This window comes from Citrobacter cronae (assembly GCF_016893685.1).
Classification (GTDB): Bacteria; Pseudomonadota; Gammaproteobacteria; order Enterobacterales; family Enterobacteriaceae; genus Citrobacter; species Citrobacter werkmanii.
Genome location: NZ_CP069763.1, coordinates 1,019,973 through 1,036,470 on the forward strand (window position 1 = coordinate 1,019,973; position 16,498 = coordinate 1,036,470).

Below are 16,498 nucleotides of genomic sequence, written 5' to 3' on the forward strand. Positions count from 1 at the left end.
GTTTACGCCATTGTGCCAATAGTCTTGCGAAAACGCAGCAGCGCTATCAGGAAGAACGCACCGCCAATCGCCAGCAGCGTCAGGAACTGCGGCCAGACGATGCTAAACCCCGCCCCGCGATAAAGTATCGCCTGCGCGAGGCTGACAAAGTGGGTGGTCGGCATGGTCAGCATAATATCCTGCACCGCCTGCGGCATGCTTTCACGCGGCGTGGAGCCGCCGGAGAGCATCTGTAACGGCAGTAGCACCAGAATCATCAGCAGCCCCAGTTGCGGCATGGAACGCGCCAGCGTACCCATAAAAATGCCGATCGAGGTGGTGGCGAACAGGCTCAGCGCCACGCCCAGCATAAACAGCGGTATCGAGCCTTCAATTGGCACCCCGAGCACGCCTTTTACCATCAGCATCAGCGACAGACCGGAAACCACCAGCACCACCAGTCCCATCGACCAGATTTTCGCCATCATTATCTCAAACGGTGTCACCGGCATCACCAGCAGGTGCTCAATGGTCCCATGTTCGCGCTCGCGGATCAGCGCCGACCCGGTAAGCACAATCGCCAGCATAGTGATGTTGTTGATGATCGCCATTACCGCGCCAAAGCGGGCTGGCTCCAGATTGGGGTTAAAGCGCATGCGCATTTCCAGCGCCACCGGCGGCTCATTATTGTCGCGGTAACGCGCCACAAAACTATTCACTTCACCGCTAATGATATTCTGGATATAGCTGTTGCCGGTGAAGGCCTGGCTCATCCGCGTGGCATCGACGTTGACCTGGATATCCGGCTGTCGCCCGGCCAGCACATCACGCTGAAAATCAGGCGGAATGTTCACGGCGAAGGTGTAGCGACCGGCATCCAGCCCGGCATCCATCTCATCGGCGGTGATCATCTCCGGCGGCAAAAACCACGGGCGATAAAAGCTGTTCACAATCCGGTTCGACAACTGCGACTGGTCCATATCCGCGATGGCAATCGGCGCCAGATGCAGCGACCCCGGCAGGACAGTTGCGGAGGAGTAAACCGAAATCGTGAAGGCGAAAACGATCAGCGTCAGCATCGCTTTGTCACCCAGCAGACTGCGTAACTCTTTGATGCCAAGGTTATAAATATTGCGTAATCGGCGCATCACCCCTCCTGTTTTTTCAGCAGTAATACGCTCAGACCAACCACTACCGGAATGGCGATTGCCAGCGGGATAAATAGCTGCCAAAGATCCGCCAGATCCAGCGCTTTAGAGAACGTCCCGCGCGCAATGGTCAGAAAATGGCTGGTCGGATAAATTTCACCAATCCAGCGTCCCGGCCCTTCCAACGAGGCCACCGGATCGATCATCCCGGAAAACTGCGTCGCCGGGATCAGCGTAATAATCGCCGTACCAAAAATGGCGGCGATCTGGCTTTTCATAAACGTAGAGATTAACAAGCCCAGTCCGGTAGCAATGGTGACGTACAGCAGCGCGGCCAGCGTCAGCGTTAAAAAGCTGCCCTTATGTGGGACGCCGAAGACAAACACCGACAGCGCACATAGCAGCAGGAAGTTCAGCATTCCCAGCACGATGTAAGGCAACTGTTTGCCGAGCAAAAACTCGCTGCGGGTGGTGGGCGTAACGTACAGGTTGATAATCGACCCCAGCTCTTTTTCGCGCACCACACTGAGTGCGCTGAGCATGGAGGGAATCATCATCAACAGCAGCGGGATCACCGCCGGAACAATCGCCGGCAGGCTCTTCACATCCGGGTTGTAACGATAGCGCGTCTCGATGGTCATCAGCCCGTTTTTTCCACTGGCATTGGGCTGACGCGCCATCACATCCTGCAGCCAGGTCTGGTGCATCGCCTGTACATAGCCTCTGACCGTTTCTGCGCGGCTCGGCATCGCCCCATCAACCCAGACGCCAATCTTCACCGGCGTTCCACGCGCGATATCGCGGCCAAAATTGGGCGGGATTTCAATGGCTACCGCCACCTCTCCCGAACGCATCCGTTTGTCCAGTTCGTCATAACTGGTGAGCGGCGGCTGCTCGATAAAATAGCGCGACCCCGCCAGATTCAACGTCCACGCCTGGCTACTGACGGTCTGGTCACGATCGAGCACCGAAAAACGCAGGTTTTCCACATCCATACTGATGCCGTAGCCCATAATCAGCATCAGGATCACCGTCCCCATCAGCGCCAGCGTGGAGCGCACCGGATCGCGTCGCAGCTCCAGCGCTTCACGCCGGCTGTAGCTGAACAAACGCCGCAGGCTAAAGCCCTGGCGTGGCGGCTGATTATTTTCATGCACCACCGGCGCATCCGCTTGCGAAAGCGTCGTCTCCGGCGCCGGGCCTGCGGCCTCCTGTAACCAGGAGATAAACGCCTCTTCCAGACTGGCGGCACCGCGCTGCTTCACCAGTTCCTGCGGCGTGCCGCTGGCCAGCACTTTTCCGGCGTGCATCAGCGACATGCGATCGCAGCGCTCCGCTTCGTTCATAAAGTGGGTGGAGATAAAAATGGTCACTTTATCCTGCCGCGACAAATCGACCATCAATTGCCAGAACATGTCCCTCGCCACCGGATCGACCCCGGAGGTCGGCTCATCAAGAATGAGCATTTCCGGGCGATGAATCACCGCCACCGCCAGCGACAGGCGTTGCCGGATCCCCAACGGCAGCGCGCCGGGCAACGCGTCTTCGACATCGGTCAGGCTAAAGCGCTCGCTCATCTCTTGTACGCGCTCAGGGATTTCTGCCTCAGGGATATGGAACAGCCGCGCGTGTAGTTCGAGGTTTTGCCGCACGGTCAGCTCGCTGTAGAGCGAGAACGCCTGTGACATATAGCCTACCCGGCGGCGGGTATCGATATTCTTCGGATCAACCGCTTGCCCAAACAGCCATGCCTCGCCTTCGCTTGCGGGCAGCAGTCCGGTGAGCATCTTCATGGTGGTAGATTTGCCGCAGCCATTGGAGCCGAGAAAACCGAAGATTTCCCCGCGCGGAATGCGAAAGTTAACGTGGTCAACGGCGACGAACTTGCCGAAGCGCATAGTCAAATCTTTCGCCTCAATGGCAATCTCTTCCCGCTCAGCGTGATACGGCGGGATCACCACCGGTTTGTGCGCCTGACGCTGGGCTTCGGGTAACAGCGCGATAAACGCCTGCTCCAGCGTGTCGCTGGCGGTTTGTTCCCGTAGCTGCTGCGCGCTCCCGGTGGCTAACACTTCCCCGGCGTTCATCGCCACCAGCCAGTCAAAGCGCTCGGCTTCTTCCATGTAGGCGGTCGCAACCAGCACGCTCATGTTGGTCTGGCGCTGGCGAATACTGTCAATCAGATCCCAGAACTGAGCGCGGGACAGGGGGTCGACCCCGGTGGTGGGTTCATCGAGAATTAATAGCTCCGGGTCGTGGATCAACGCGCAGCACAGCCCCAGTTTTTGTTTCATCCCCCCCGAGAGTTTCCCGGCAGGACGATCGCGAAACGGCGCCAGGCCGGTACTGTTCAGTAGCTCGGTAATCCGCGCTTCGCGCTCCGCTTTATCATGACCAAACAGGCGGGCAAAGAAATCGACGTTCTCATATACCGACAGCGTGTGGTACAGGTTTTTCCCCAGCCCCTGCGGCATCCAGGCAATGCGCGGGCAGACATCCCGGCGGTGCTGCGGGTCGCGCATATCGCCGCCCAGCACCATCACGTTACCGTGTTCAATGACCCGCGCGCCGGAGATGAGCGACAACAAGCTCGATTTCCCCACGCCATCCGGGCCAATCAACCCCACCATGCAACGGGCAGGAATATCCAGCGTGATATTGTTCAGCGCGACCGTTTTCCCGTAATGCTGACTCACGCCGTCAAGGTGCGCCACGGGAGGAACAGGAACCAGCGCCAGATGCGTCATTGCGGCAACCTCACCATCAGGTCGTCAGGCCAGGCGCGATTTTCATCGACACGCACCCACGCCATGCCCGGCAGACCGGTTTTCACGTACTCGAGATGCTGCTGCAACAGCTCTGGCGGGATACGCGCTTTGACGCGGAACATCAGCTTCAGCCGTTCATCGCTGGTTTCCACCGTTTTCGGCGTGAACTGCGCGACGCTGGCCACAAAGCTGATGGTCGCCGGAATGCGCAGATCCGGCGCGGCATCCAGCACCAGTCGCGCTTCGCCGCCAATCTTCAGTAAGCCAGCCTGTTCGGTAGGTAAGAAGAACGTCATGTAGACATCGCTGAGATCGACCATATTCAGCACGCGCCCACCCGCGGAAAGCACTTCGCCCGGTTCGGCTACGCGATACTGTACGCGACCATCGCGCGGAGCTTTCAGCTCGCTGTCATCAATATCAGCGGCAATGCGACGTTCGGTAGCCTGCGCGGCTTCTACGCGGGTCTGCGCCTGAATGATGCTGGTACGAGCGGCTTCAATCGCCGCTTTGGCCGCAGAGACCTGCGCCTTTGCCGACTCCAGCGCGGCGCGTGCGCTTTCTGCCGCGGCCCGATCGTCATCCAGTTGTTGCTCGGACACCGCCCCTCGCTGGGATAGCGAACGGGAACGCACGTGACGTTTAGAGACCGACTGCAGTTCCGCCTCACGCTGTTTTACCACCGACTGCGCGGCGCGCATTTCACTTTGCCGCTGTTCCAGCAACGCCCGCGCCGCCGCCACCGCGCTTTCGGCTTCTTTGATTTGCGCGATCGCCTCCAGCCGCTGTTCCTGCAGCACGCGGGTATCCATTTTCGCCAGCACCTCGCCCTGACGGACAAACTGCCCTTCCGAAACGAGGATGGTATCAATACGCCCGGCAATCTTAGTGGCAATATCCACTTCGGTGGCTTCAATTCTGCCGTTGCTGGCTGCAAACCCCTCCGGTATTCCCGCAGGGCGCAGCGTCCACCAGGCTATCGCAGCCACCACCACAAGAACACCCGCTCCCCACCACATCAGATGACGCTTAAACTTATCCATATTCGACCCGCCGTAATCCCTGTTATCAAACGTTGCGTGTCACAAAGCCCACTGAACAGCTATTCAGCGGGAGATTCCATCCGGGATGAGAAGGAATGAAAAACAATGGCCATTGAGCGAGCAGGCGTTAAGGCAACGCGCGCCGCGAAGGAAGTGAATGACGAAAATGCTGTGAAATCGGGTAGTAATGTTGTCATCATCAGCGTTCCTGGCCGGAAATGAAACACGCATACTCATAACTGCTGTCTATTGAATACTAACACCTGGATTCAAGATGTCTATTCGGTTGTAGTGGGGATATCGCCGCCGACCAAGCATGTCCAGTGATCCGCTCACCGGACACGTTCTGGGTTTAATAAGCCTGCTGGTAAAGCCGCAACGCATCATCTTCATTAAGTGTAACGGGATTATTGCCCAGCAAGCGGGTCTGCTGCATGGCATCCTGCGCCAATATCGCCAGACCGTCTGCGGGAACACCAACGTCACGCAGCCTGTTGGGCGCCCCGGTTGCCGCAATAATGCTTACCATCCCGGCAATAAACGACTGGGCATCGATATCCACGTTTCCTGTCACCTGTGCCCCAATGACGGGAGCCAGCTCGGCATAAAGTGGGGCCGTTACCGCCACGTTAAACTGCAGCACCGGAACCAACATTAGCGCATTCGACAAGCCGTGCGGGATATGGTGTCTGGCACCCAAGGGATAAGCCAGTGCATGCACCGCCGCCACCGGAGAGTTAGCAAAAGCCTGTCCCGCCAGCATCGCGCCCAGCAGCACATTTTCTCGCGCTTCACGGTTGTGCCCGTCACGGCATGCGGTCACCAGTTGGCGACTGATTAAACGTAACGCTTCGCGGGCCAGCGCGTCCGAGAGTGGGTTTTTCTTATGCTTGCCGGTATAGGCCTCAATCGCATGCACCATCGCATCTATCCCGGCGGCGGCAGTATGGACAGGAGGAAGTCCCAGGGTCAGTTGCGCATCCAATAGCACCAAATCGCCATACAGTTGCGGGGAGACAATGCCCATTTTGCTGTCATCGTTGGTCGTCAAAATTGCAATATTGGTGACTTCAGACCCGGTGCCGGCGGTGGTGGGAATGTTAACCAGCGGTAGACGTTTCCCGGCGACCTTGTCGATGCCGTAAAGCTCCGGCAGGTCTTGTTCAGAGTTGATTAATACAGCCACCAGCTTTGCGACATCGAGCGAGGAGCCGCCGCCCAGACCAATAACCATTTCGCAGTTACCATCGCGGGCAACCTGTAAAGCTTCGCGAACGAGGCGCTCGTGTGGATCGGGTTGGACCCGATCATAAAGCATCACCTGAAACCCTGCGTTGTGCAGACTGTGCAGAACCGGTGGCAAAACCCCAGCCTTGACCAGACCGGGATCGGTCACCAGCAATACACGACGTGCGCTAAACCGTTGCTGAAGAATCTCCCCTAACCGTGACGCACCCGCCCACTCGACGATGATTTCCGCTACCGTCGTAAACGCAAAATCCTTCATGACATTTTTCATTGGGGTATTCCTTGCAGTAAAAATGGACAGCTTTTAGCAATGCGGTTCATCAGGAGGAATGTGAAAGCTTTTCACCTCTTTACGCTCCAACATCGGGGCAATAATGCCAGTGCCAATTCGTTGAAAATGTTCCGTTTTCCGGTGAAGTTCGAGCCCCTCTGCGCAACGATAGGTTTCAAGAATCACAAAGCGATCGCCGTCTTCCGTGGAACGGAAAAACTCATACGATATATTTTCAGGCTCCTGACGCGTTGCCTCTGCCAGTATTCTGAGCGCGTCGTTAACTTTGTGACCCATCGTCGGTTGGGCAAAATAATGTGCAACGACAAACAGCTGCGTGTTTTCCATTTTTGGCTCCCGGTGGTTTAACGTAGCAAATTCACATCCCATAACGCGCTGTCGCTGCTTGATACAGCTATCGCGCCGTGCAACAGCGCCGTCCGGGCATGTTCCTCATTGCAGACAAACCCGGAGGCCACAATCGGCGGCAACACATTACGATCGGCCTGCGGCAGCAACGGCAGCATCTGCGCAGGCATCAGTTGCACATAATCGGGTTCGCTTTGCTCCACGGCTTTCAGGCTGCGTAGCCAGGTAGAGCGGTCGGTGACGAAGATTTTCTGCATGGTGATCAACCCGCATTTTTTCGCGCGCTGTACGGTTTGCAGACGCGTGGAAAGCAACCCCATCGCCCCCGTTTCGGCCACATAATCAATGCCGCCTTTATCCTGGGACAGCCCATTACAACTGTCGATATTCACGATGACGTACTTTCCCGCCTTCGACAGCAGTTCGATCACCGGCTGGAGCTTAATCAGATCGATATTGGCAATGATGCAGACTTCAGCTTTGCTGGACAGTGCGGTTTTCAGTTGCTCAATGCCGTAAATCGCCATGATGACGGGCTGGCGTGCCAGGAGCACGCCAAGGTTTTTTATCATGATTGACCTGCCTGATGTGCGTAAAGCTGAGCGCTTAAGCCCAGCTTGCCCGGGTTAAGGATATTTTGCGGATCCAGCGCTTTTTTAATATCAGCCAGAACCGACAGCGATTCACCTAAAGAAGCCTGCATGTAGGGGGAACGGAGCAGCCCGACGCCATGGTGATGGCTAAGGGAAGTCTTGTGTTTAATCAGCACCGCATTTGCCGCGTCCCATGCCGCACGATACCAGGCCGCACGCTGCTCGACGGGCACATCGCCACGCAGTGAGAAGTAAAGACATGCGCCGTCGACGTAGGCATGGGACTGATGCGCTGACCCCGCCAGCGTGCCCGGTACGGCATTGATCGCTGCCACCACATCATCATAAACCGCGCTGAGATCGCGCCAACGCCCCACCATTTCCAGCGTATCCGCCACCAGGCCGGGGCTTTTCTTAAAGCCTTCGGCGCTTTTTCCCGTCAGATACCGGGTATCCAGCCAGCGCTCAAAGATAGATTCACCGTCAAGTTCTTCTCCGCTCTGCTGACAAATACGTTCACTGATCGCCAGCACCGCGTCGACAATGTCGGGTTCTCCCTCATCCGCAATCAACAGGACGTTGGTCTCGGGCAGGCCAAACTGCACGCCGCTTTCCAGGTTATCGTACAAGCGCAGTGCCGCTGGATTAGCGCCATGCTGTAAGATTTCGCGACACGCCTCCAGCCCACTAGCGAAGCTGGAAAAACCCCATGCGATAGCGCGGCCATAATCCGGCAGACGATGTAGCTTCAAACGCACACGTACTATCACGCCCAGCGTGCCTTCCGAACCGATAAACATTTGCTGTAAATCAGGTCCGATAGCGCTGCGTGCATAACCGCCAACGGTGATTAAGCGCCCATCGGCCAGCACCACATCCATGCCAAAAACCATATCTTCAATTTTTCCGTAGCGGGTAGAAAGCTGTCCCGCACCGCGACAGGCGACCCAACCGCCGACGGTACTGATCCCAAACGATGACGGCCAGTGCCCCATGGTCATGCCATACTCTTTTTGGATAGTTTGCTCGAAAATATCGCCAAACATGCCGGCTTCTACCTCAACAATCTGGCTTTGTGGGTCAAAATCGAGCAATTTGTTGAGTTCGCAAACGTCTAGCACAATCCCTCCGCGCAGCGGTAATGCGGCTCCGGTAACGTTACTTCGCCCGGCAGAAACTGTAACCGGAATAGCGGATTCACTGGCGAGGCGCATTACGTCCTGAATCTGTTCTACGGTAGAAACGCGTACAATCACGCCTTTTGAGGTGGCAGGCGCGCCCTGGGTTTCCGCAATCATTGAACCGGCCCACCAGTCGCGGGTCCAGGTAATCACATCGGACTCCGACGTCAGCACCTCATCAGCAATCACCCGCAGCCGGTCAAACGTCGCTTCGCTAATCGCAACGGGATCTACCTGCATTCCTCTTGCGCCATTGCTGCTGGTGATATCTGTTGCCCATGCGGGGCGAGTATGTGCGCCAATGGTATAGTTTCCACGGTTATAACCACGTTTAATCGCTTCTTTACTGATCATTCTGATGTCCCCATAAGCATTGATTTTTCATGTTTAATTGCGGCCTGATAGCTGGCTACCTGTTTTGCCACCTGTTCAGGCTGTAACCGGAGTTCTTGTTGCAGTATTTCCCCAACGCGTTCAGCGGCAATGGCTGACGCATCGCGTGCCATCAGGCGCGCGCGAATTCGACGCGACAGCACATCATCAACGGTGCTGGCAAGCTCATGGCGTACGGCATACACCACTTCCGCTTCGGTGTAGGGAAGCCCTTCCACGATAGGTTTAACCAGCGAGGGATCGGCCTGAATAATGTCACTGACAAAATGCGCTTCGGTGCCATAGCGCTCGCCCAGATGCGCAGACAGGCCGCCAGAGGCCAGAATGGCCTGTGGGTCATAGCCAGCCGCGCCCAGCAAATACGCAGTTTTCGTTGAGCAGGCTTTTTTACGGCCCAGTATTTTGCTGGCCGCATCAATGGTTTCTTCCGCCATGTGGCGCGAGGTCGTCAGTTTGCCGCCGACAATGGTAATCAGTCCGTCCGCTGCAACCCTGATCTCATGGTTACGCTTCATCTCAACGGTTTTACCGCCCGCGGTACCGACAAGCGGGCGGCAACCAGCGATACTTCCCACCACATCTTCCGGACGCAGATCCGTTTTCAGCGCCGAGTTTGCGCCTTCCAGCAGAAAGTCCAGTTCAGTGCGATTGCAGTGAACATCGTTCAAATCGCCCTGATAGTCTTCATCCGTGGTGCCCAGATAGGAGACGTTGCCCCAGCGCGTAATGGTCGCGCGCCGACTGCGTCCGGCCACCGGAATGGTCACCGTGCAATCATTGCGAATTTTCATCCACGGGATGGCGACATGAACCCCCTTCGCCGGACGGATATTCAGCGGCGATGATTCCCCTTTTTTCAGCCCACTCCAGTCACGCAACCAGACACCCGTCGCCATAATGACCACCCGCGCTTTGACCCGGATTTCCCTGCCATCGGCATACACGATGCCCCCATTGACCTTGCCATGCTGGTCGCGTGTGGTTTCGATGACTTCGGCATGGTTTGTTACCGTCGCCCCATGAAACGCCGCCGTCCGCACCAGGGCCAGCGTTAACCTGGCGTCATCAACACGGGCATCGAAATACATAAAGCCGCCGGAGAGTTGCTCTTCTTTCAGCGTTGGGCAGTGCGATAACACTTCCGCCGGCGTTAATTTTTGGTGAAGAATACCTTCCCGCCATCCCCCGGCGAGATCGTAGGTCCAGAGCAGACTTTCAAACGCAGAGGACATGCGTTTATCAAACACGCCATTCTTATCGAGTACCGGAAATAAAAAGGGCAGCCGCTGCACCAGATGGCGAGCATTGCGGCGCATACGCTGGCGCTCGAGCAAAGAATGACGTACCAGTCCGAGGTTCCCTTGCTCGATGTAACGCAGGCCGCCGTGCACCATTTTTGATGACTTGGATGACGTCCCCGAGGCAAAATCACTCTTCTCAATTAACGCCACCCGATATCCGCGCAAGCTGGCATCCAGCGCCGCATAGGCCCCCGTCACTCCGCCGCCGACAATCAGAATGTCGTAGGTTTCGCTTTCCAGTCGGTCCAGTTGCTCAGGACGCTGAAGACGCAACGGTTCGGCGCCGTACATATCACTGCGTGTTTTGTTTGGCTTTCGCGAAGGGAAAAACTTCATGAGTCGGCGTGCTCCTGATTAGCGGTAGTGAGGCTGCTGGCGGTTTCCATTTCGAGCGCAATACGCATCTCCCAGCGGTTGATTTTTTGTTCGCGAAGGTCATGACTGATTTTGGGTTCAAACAGACGCGCCGTTTTCAGCGCGGCGCAGGCATCAGACAACGAATCCCACAGCAGCCCATCGGCTCCCGCCAGAAACGCCGCGCCGCGTAAGCTGGCCCTCGCCGTTTCGGCCATCCGCCGTACGGGGATGCCGCTAACATCGGCCTGGATTTGCAATAACGTGTCGCTATTGGACAACCCGCCGCCTACCACCAGCTCTTGCGTTGCGATGCCGGTTGCCGCTTCATTGGCGCGCATACAGGCGGCTACCGAATGCGCAATGCCTTCCAGAATGGCGTAGGCCACCTGCGGACGTGTGGTCGAGATTGAAATACCGTTAAGCGAGGCGCGGGCATGCGGCTGCAAATGAGGAACACGCAGCCCCGTTAATGCTGGAATGAAACTCACGCCGCCAGAATCATTAGCCTGTGCAGCCAGCTCGCTGATTTGCTCGGGTGAGTCGAACCAGCGCAGCTTTTCGCACACCCAGTTCAGGGCCGAACCGGTCGTCGGGACGAATGTTTCTACAGAGAAGTGCGAGCGTCCTTTTTGTCGGCGCGCGGTCATGGTGAGCGTACTTTCACAGCTTTTTTTCAATGTCGGCACCGTCGGCCCCATCATTAAATCAACAAAGCTGCCGGTCCCATGCATACACAACGCCTGCCCGCGCTCAGTGCAACCCAGCCCAATAGCCCCCGCAAACTGATCCCCGGCGCAAGCCCGGATCGGGACGCTGATCCCGAGGATATCTTCACGCGTAGAGCCAAAATCATCGGTATCATCGTGCAATTCAGGCAGCAATGACGTCGGGAACTTCAGCGTCTGCAGCCATGGCAAATGGTACTGATGCTCGTTGAGGCAATACGCGCCCGCAGAGGTGGCGTTGGTGGGGGTGGTGACACATTTTTTTTCTTCCGCCAGATGCCAGAGCAACAAACTGTCAACGGTGCCAAAAACCAGGGTTCCAGCCTGGTGCGCCCTCTTCACTGCCGGTGTATTGGCGATATGGTATGACGCCCAGAGGTAAGGTGAACGTATCCCAACCGGTCGTCCAATTACTGGCAGCAGTTTCGCATCCCATTCCGGGGCAAGTCGCGCCAGCTCATCCGTAAAACGCGCATCCTGCCAGACCATCGCAGGCGCCAGCGCCTTGCCAGTGATTGCATCCCATAGCACCGCCGTTGAACGTTGCGTCGCAATCGCCAGCGCCACAATACGCATCTTGCTGTGCTGCGCATTGGCAATCGCTGTACGACACACCGCAATAGTGGCCTGCAAAATTTCATCAGCATCTTGTTCAACAACGCCATGGCGCTGGCTACTGACCTGAAGCGGCTGGTATTCAAGACAGTGGACCTGGCTATTTCGCCCCACCACTGCCGCACGCGTACCTGATGTACCTTCATCAATAGCCAGGATGACATCTTCATATTCAATCATTTCGTACTCCTGTTTGATTCCGGGGCCATCGACTCAGGATAGGGTGAATGGGGTGATTCGAACTGCGGGGCGCCAGGCTCGTTATCCGGCTGAATCGTGGTGCGAGTGGGATCCCATGGGATCACAAAGCAGACGATGCTGGCGAACAACGGCACGGCGGACATGATCAGGAAGGTCGTTTGCAGGCCGTAGAGATCACGGAAAACGGGGAAGATAAACAGACCGAGCGCCGCACCTATTGCCCCGAGCGCACCGACCACGCCATTTGCGCCTGCCCGCAGTTCACTGCGAAAAGAGAGGGATGAAAGGCTTTTCCCGTTTGCACCGGGTCCACCTGAGTGACAAAGAATAAACAACGCGGGAACCAGCAAAGAGGCCCACAGCGGCATACTGTCGCTGAACAGTCCCAGCGTGAGCAGTACGAGAAAAGCCACGGCAAAACCGATCGCCGAAGAGCGGCGCAAGCCAAGACGACGACCGATTGCAGGAGACAAGAAACCACCAACAATACCAAATACGTTAAAAAATAGTGAACACAAGGTTGCGTACACAAAGTTTTTACCGAACATCGCGGCGCTAATAACCGGCAAATACCAGCCGACGCCAAAATACTGGATTGACTGGCAGATCTGAACCGTAGAAGCCAGAATCGTACGCGGTAAATATACGCCACGGAATATTAGCAGTACATTTCTCGCCCCTTTTTCTGCTTGCCCAATAACAGGTTTTTGCTCCGCTTTTGACGCCAGAATAAAATTATCACCGTATATTTTATTCATAGCGATCACAGCATCAGAAAGCCGTGATTTTCTCGCCAACCATACCGGACTTTCTACTAAATAACGGAACTGGAAAAAAAGTACGATGAGTCCACATAACGCTGTCACGGCAATAGAATAACGCCAGATAGCATCCCCAACATCCCAGGAATAAAACATCAGCGCTAATGCCAGATTTAAACAAACCGCAACATACCAGACCCCTTGCCAGGTGTTTAAACGGCTTTTTAGTTTCACTGGCGTGAACTCTGCCAGCATCGCCATGGCCACGGCAAAATCCATCCCGTAAGACACGCCAACAAAGAAGCGGCCCACGATTATGGTGCTGAAACTGGAGGATGACATCACTAACAGCGCACCAATCACCGCCATTATTTTGGCGATTATCAGCGGTGGTACACGCCCCCAGCGATCGGCAATCCAGCCGCCAATGGGATTAAATAATATAGCAACCCACGATGAAAATGAGGTAAGTAACGCAACTTCAGTTGCGCTCAGATTTAAATTGCGGGTCATTGGATTTAATCCAGCACTAAGAGCTGAATTTGAAAAAGCATCAAGGAACAGGCCACCTAATGCCAACCACCAAATAACACCGGCTCTGCCACTGATTTTTCCGCGAGAGTCGATGCAATTGATAACATCATCAACGCCACGGATTTTTATCGGATTTGAGAATGAGCATGCGGACATGGCTTTCCCCTTCATAATATTCGGAAGAAGGTCGCCATTAGCTAAAAAAATGCAATAAGAGACCATCTTAATTTCACAGATAGTCTCTTATCTAAAATCTGTATTTTTCCACTCTAGAAGGTAAGGGAAAGCGTGTCAAAGCGACTTTTTGCCTCATCGTTGATTCTGTGACTTGTAGCACATATGTTAATAAATCATTACAAAAACAGGTCGCCATGAGCCATTTTTCCGTTCTCAGCGGATGGGAGCGCCGCTGTGAGTGTACGTAGTCGATGCGCTGGTGGCTGATTTACGCTGAACGATCGCAGATCTTCCTGTGCAACGTTATTGCAATATTCATCAAAAATGGGTGTTGAATACGAAATCCGCTTTTACTCTAAACTCCACCACCAAAATAAAAGCATTAAGATTCATATAGATAACCGCAAAAACATTTGATATTAATCATTTAAAAAACTTATTTTTCGTTATGTTGATCACATTAACATCAAAAGAATGGTGATCTTAAAATAGGTTTTAAATATTGTGGTCAGGCCGCTAGACCACAATAAGAGGATATATCATGAAAAGAAAAACAATGGGATGGCTTATCGTTTTTCTTCTTTTTATAGTTTACATGCTTAACTATATGGATCGTTCAGCATTGTCGATCACCGCTCCACTCATCGAAAAGGAATTAGGATTCAATGCAGCTGAGATGGGTATGATATTCAGCGCATTCTTTGTTGGTTATGCTCTATTTAACTTTATCGGTGGCTGGGCCAGTGACAGATTTGGCCCCAAGACAGTATTTCTGGTCGCCGCGTTACTCTGGTCATTATTTTGTGGGATGACCAGTCTGGTTACTGGCTTATGGACTATGCTGGCTGTTCGCGTGTTATTCGGCATGGCTGAAGGACCGGTCAGCGCGGCCGGAAATAAAATCATCAATAACTGGATTTCACGCAAGGAATCTGCAACTGCGATTGGTATTTTTAGCGCAGGTTCACCGTTAGGTGGCGCGATTTCTGGTCCGGTAGTTGGCATGCTGGCGCTTTCATTAGGCTGGCGTCCGGCATTCGGTATCATTTTCCTGTTCGGTTTAGTCTGGGTATTACTATGGTATTTCACTGCCAGTGATAAACCTTCAAAAAGTAAACACCTCGCCCCGGAAGAACGTGTCGATTTTGAAAACCATGATGACATCATTTTAGCGGATGACGGTAAAGCGATGCCTTCTCTCGGTTACTACATGAAGCAGCCTATGGTGTGGGCAACGACACTGGCCTTCTTCAGTTATAACTACATACTCTTTTTCTTCCTGACCTGGTTCCCAAGCTATCTTAACCACTCTCTACACCTTGATATTAAAGAAATTAGTATTGCAACCGTCATCCCGTGGGTAATTGGCGCGATCGGTATGGTATTGGGCGGAGTATGTTCTGATTTTATCTATCGCATTACAGGAAATGCCCTACTTTCTCGCCGTCTTATTCTCGGTGTTTGCCTGGCTGGCGCGGCGATCTGTGTGGCGGTTTCAGGAACGGTTACGACTATCGGCAGTGCCGTTGGACTGATGTCAGTCTCGTTATTCCTGCTGTATTTGACTGGACCTATATATTGGGCAGTTATTCAGGATGTCGTGCACAAAGATAAAGTGGGCAGCGTCGGTGGTGCCATGCATGGACTGGCAAATATATCCGGAATTATTGGCCCTCTGGTCACCGGGTTTATTGTCCAGTTTAGCGGTAAATATGATTACGCATTCTATCTGGCTGGGGTTATTGCGATTGTTTCCAGCTGTCTGGTATTCGTATTTGTCAAAAATAAAGGATTAAAAACAAATGAAAGTCAAAGCTGTTTACATCAATAAACCTGGTGAAATTGAAACCCGTTGGGTTGATTATCCGGAAAAGAAAGATAATGAAGTACTAATAAAAGTTGATGCTGCTGGGATATGTGGCTCTGATATTGGTGCATTTCGTGGTACTAACCCATTAGTAACCTATCCACGTATTATTGGACATGAAGTCACAGGCATTGTTATTAAACAAGGCAAGGGCATGCCAGCAAATATTAAAGAAGGTGATCGCGTTATTGTTGATCCTTATATTTATTGTGGTCATTGCTACCCTTGCTCAGTAGGCAGAACAAATTGTTGTGAAAATCTAAAAGTAATTGGTGTGCATATTGATGGCGCAATGCAGGAGGTGGTTGCTCACCCCGCACATTTAATTCACAAAATCCCTGATGATGTCGCCTCAGAGATGGCTCCGCTAGCTGAACCACTGACTATCGCACTGCATGCGCTACATCGCGCCAAACTGACGGCCGGAGAGCATATCGCCATTATTGGTGCCGGTGCGATTGGCCTGATGGCGGCACTGAGCGCATTGCGCTACGGTGCGACACCCATTCTGATCGATATCGTGGACGAACGACTTCAGTACGCAAAATCACTGGGCGTGCCTTACGTCATCAATCCGTCGAACATCCGGGTTATTGAGGCGATCAAAGAGATCACGCAGGGGACGATGGCGCAGGTTGTAGTCGAAGCATCTGGCGCCAACAGTGCAATTCGCGAAACTCTGGATCTTGCGTCATTTGCAGGTCGTATTGCTTTCACCGGCTGGCCAAAACAGGAGACATCGTTACCCACTAACCTGATCACGTTTAAGGAACTGGATCTGCGCGGATCGCGTACCAGTGCAGGTGAATTCGAAGAGGCGTTACAAATGCTGGCCACGCTGAACATTAATCCCGCGGATGTCGTCAGCAAGGTAGTGAATATTGATGATGTGCCTGACGCCGTGAAGGAACTTGATCAATACCCGGAACGCTATCTGAAGATCAATGCGACCTTTCATTAATTTTTC

12 protein-coding genes are annotated in these 16,498 nt (G+C 54.0%); 2 read left to right on the plus strand and 10 right to left on the minus strand.

Annotation, left to right across the window (positions count from 1 at the left end; translation table 11 throughout):
* Positions 1-2: 2 nt before the first annotated feature.
* The 10 genes from JSN25_RS04565 to JSN25_RS04610 all read right to left on the minus strand — a co-directional run bounded on the left by JSN25_RS04565 (position 3) and on the right by JSN25_RS04610 (position 13,658).
* Complete coding sequence (locus JSN25_RS04565) at positions 3-1,127, minus strand: ABC transporter permease (RefSeq protein WP_038635040.1); 1,125 nt, start codon at positions 1,125-1,127, stop codon at positions 3-5.
* A complete protein-coding gene (rbbA, locus tag JSN25_RS04570; RefSeq protein WP_160955343.1) occupies positions 1,127-3,874 on the minus strand; it encodes a ribosome-associated ATPase/putative transporter RbbA in 2,748 nt (915 codons plus the stop codon). The genes JSN25_RS04565 and rbbA overlap by 1 nt, the downstream gene beginning before the upstream one ends.
* On the minus strand, positions 3,871-4,938 hold the full coding sequence (locus JSN25_RS04575) for an HlyD family secretion protein (protein WP_069323767.1): 1,068 nt from the start codon (positions 4,936-4,938) through the stop codon (positions 3,871-3,873). Before JSN25_RS04575 ends, rbbA begins: the two co-directional genes overlap by 4 nt.
* A 352-nt stretch (positions 4,939-5,290) precedes the next feature.
* On the minus strand, positions 5,291-6,457 hold the full coding sequence (locus JSN25_RS04580; protein ID WP_204525475.1) for an iron-containing alcohol dehydrogenase: 1,167 nt from the start codon (positions 6,455-6,457) through the stop codon (positions 5,291-5,293).
* Between the two features lie 33 nt (positions 6,458-6,490).
* A complete protein-coding gene (locus JSN25_RS04585; RefSeq protein ID WP_137346690.1) occupies positions 6,491-6,805 on the minus strand; it encodes a putative quinol monooxygenase in 315 nt (104 codons plus the stop codon).
* Between the two features lie 17 nt (positions 6,806-6,822).
* Positions 6,823-7,398 (minus strand): glycerol-3-phosphate responsive antiterminator, encoded by a 576-nt coding sequence (locus tag JSN25_RS04590; protein ID WP_042311797.1) that lies wholly within the window; start codon positions 7,396-7,398, stop codon positions 6,823-6,825.
* The gene (locus JSN25_RS04595) at positions 7,395-8,954 is read right to left on the minus strand and encodes an FAD-binding oxidoreductase (RefSeq protein WP_204525476.1); all 1,560 of its coding nucleotides are present in this window, start codon (positions 8,952-8,954) and stop codon (positions 7,395-7,397) included. The genes JSN25_RS04590 and JSN25_RS04595 overlap by 4 nt, the downstream gene beginning before the upstream one ends.
* Positions 8,951-10,630 carry a glycerol-3-phosphate dehydrogenase/oxidase gene (locus JSN25_RS04600; RefSeq protein ID WP_087856258.1) on the minus strand — a complete coding sequence of 560 codons (1,680 nt, stop codon included), beginning with the start codon at positions 10,628-10,630 and terminating at the stop codon, positions 8,951-8,953. The genes JSN25_RS04595 and JSN25_RS04600 overlap by 4 nt, the downstream gene beginning before the upstream one ends.
* Positions 10,627-12,171 carry an FGGY family carbohydrate kinase gene (locus tag JSN25_RS04605; RefSeq protein WP_204525477.1) on the minus strand — a complete coding sequence of 515 codons (1,545 nt, stop codon included), beginning with the start codon at positions 12,169-12,171 and terminating at the stop codon, positions 10,627-10,629. Before JSN25_RS04605 ends, JSN25_RS04600 begins: the two co-directional genes overlap by 4 nt.
* On the minus strand, positions 12,168-13,658 hold the full coding sequence (locus tag JSN25_RS04610) for an MFS transporter (protein WP_325168717.1): 1,491 nt from the start codon (positions 13,656-13,658) through the stop codon (positions 12,168-12,170). Before JSN25_RS04610 ends, JSN25_RS04605 begins: the two co-directional genes overlap by 4 nt.
* Before the next feature lie 547 nt (positions 13,659-14,205).
* On the opposite strand from JSN25_RS04610, the gene JSN25_RS04615 reads away from it, so the two are divergent.
* Both JSN25_RS04615 and JSN25_RS04620 read left to right on the plus strand, forming a co-directional pair.
* Positions 14,206-15,495 (plus strand): MFS transporter, encoded by a 1,290-nt coding sequence (locus JSN25_RS04615; protein WP_204525478.1) that lies wholly within the window; start codon positions 14,206-14,208, stop codon positions 15,493-15,495.
* Complete coding sequence (locus JSN25_RS04620) at positions 15,467-16,492, plus strand: zinc-binding dehydrogenase (protein WP_085049043.1); 1,026 nt, start codon at positions 15,467-15,469, stop codon at positions 16,490-16,492. Before JSN25_RS04615 ends, JSN25_RS04620 begins: the two co-directional genes overlap by 29 nt.
* Positions 16,493-16,498 lie beyond the last annotated feature (6 nt).

Bases quoted from the DNA above. Each gene is read 5' to 3' on its own strand.
- JSN25_RS04600 (WP_087856258.1), bottom strand. From the start codon at position 10,630: ATGAAGTTTTTCCCTTCGCGAAAGCCAAACAAAACACGCAGTGATATG.
- JSN25_RS04605 (WP_204525477.1), bottom strand. From the start codon at position 12,171: ATGATTGAATATGAAGATGTCATCCTGGCTATTGATGAAGGTACATCA.
- JSN25_RS04595 (WP_204525476.1), bottom strand. From the start codon at position 8,954: ATGATCAGTAAAGAAGCGATTAAACGTGGTTATAACCGTGGAAACTAT.
- JSN25_RS04585 (WP_137346690.1), bottom strand. From the start codon at position 6,805: ATGGAAAACACGCAGCTGTTTGTCGTTGCACATTATTTTGCCCAACCG.
- JSN25_RS04565 (WP_038635040.1), bottom strand. From the start codon at position 1,127: ATGCGCCGATTACGCAATATTTATAACCTTGGCATCAAAGAGTTACGC.
- JSN25_RS04580 (WP_204525475.1), bottom strand. From the start codon at position 6,457: ATGAAAAATGTCATGAAGGATTTTGCGTTTACGACGGTAGCGGAAATC.
- JSN25_RS04615 (WP_204525478.1), top strand. From the start codon at position 14,206: ATGAAAAGAAAAACAATGGGATGGCTTATCGTTTTTCTTCTTTTTATA.
- rbbA (WP_160955343.1), bottom strand. From the start codon at position 3,874: ATGACGCATCTGGCGCTGGTTCCTGTTCCTCCCGTGGCGCACCTTGAC.
- JSN25_RS04610 (WP_325168717.1), bottom strand. From the start codon at position 13,658: ATGAAGGGGAAAGCCATGTCCGCATGCTCATTCTCAAATCCGATAAAA.
- JSN25_RS04590 (WP_042311797.1), bottom strand. From the start codon at position 7,398: ATGATAAAAAACCTTGGCGTGCTCCTGGCACGCCAGCCCGTCATCATG.
- JSN25_RS04620 (WP_085049043.1), top strand. From the start codon at position 15,467: ATGAAAGTCAAAGCTGTTTACATCAATAAACCTGGTGAAATTGAAACC.
- JSN25_RS04575 (WP_069323767.1), bottom strand. From the start codon at position 4,938: ATGGATAAGTTTAAGCGTCATCTGATGTGGTGGGGAGCGGGTGTTCTT.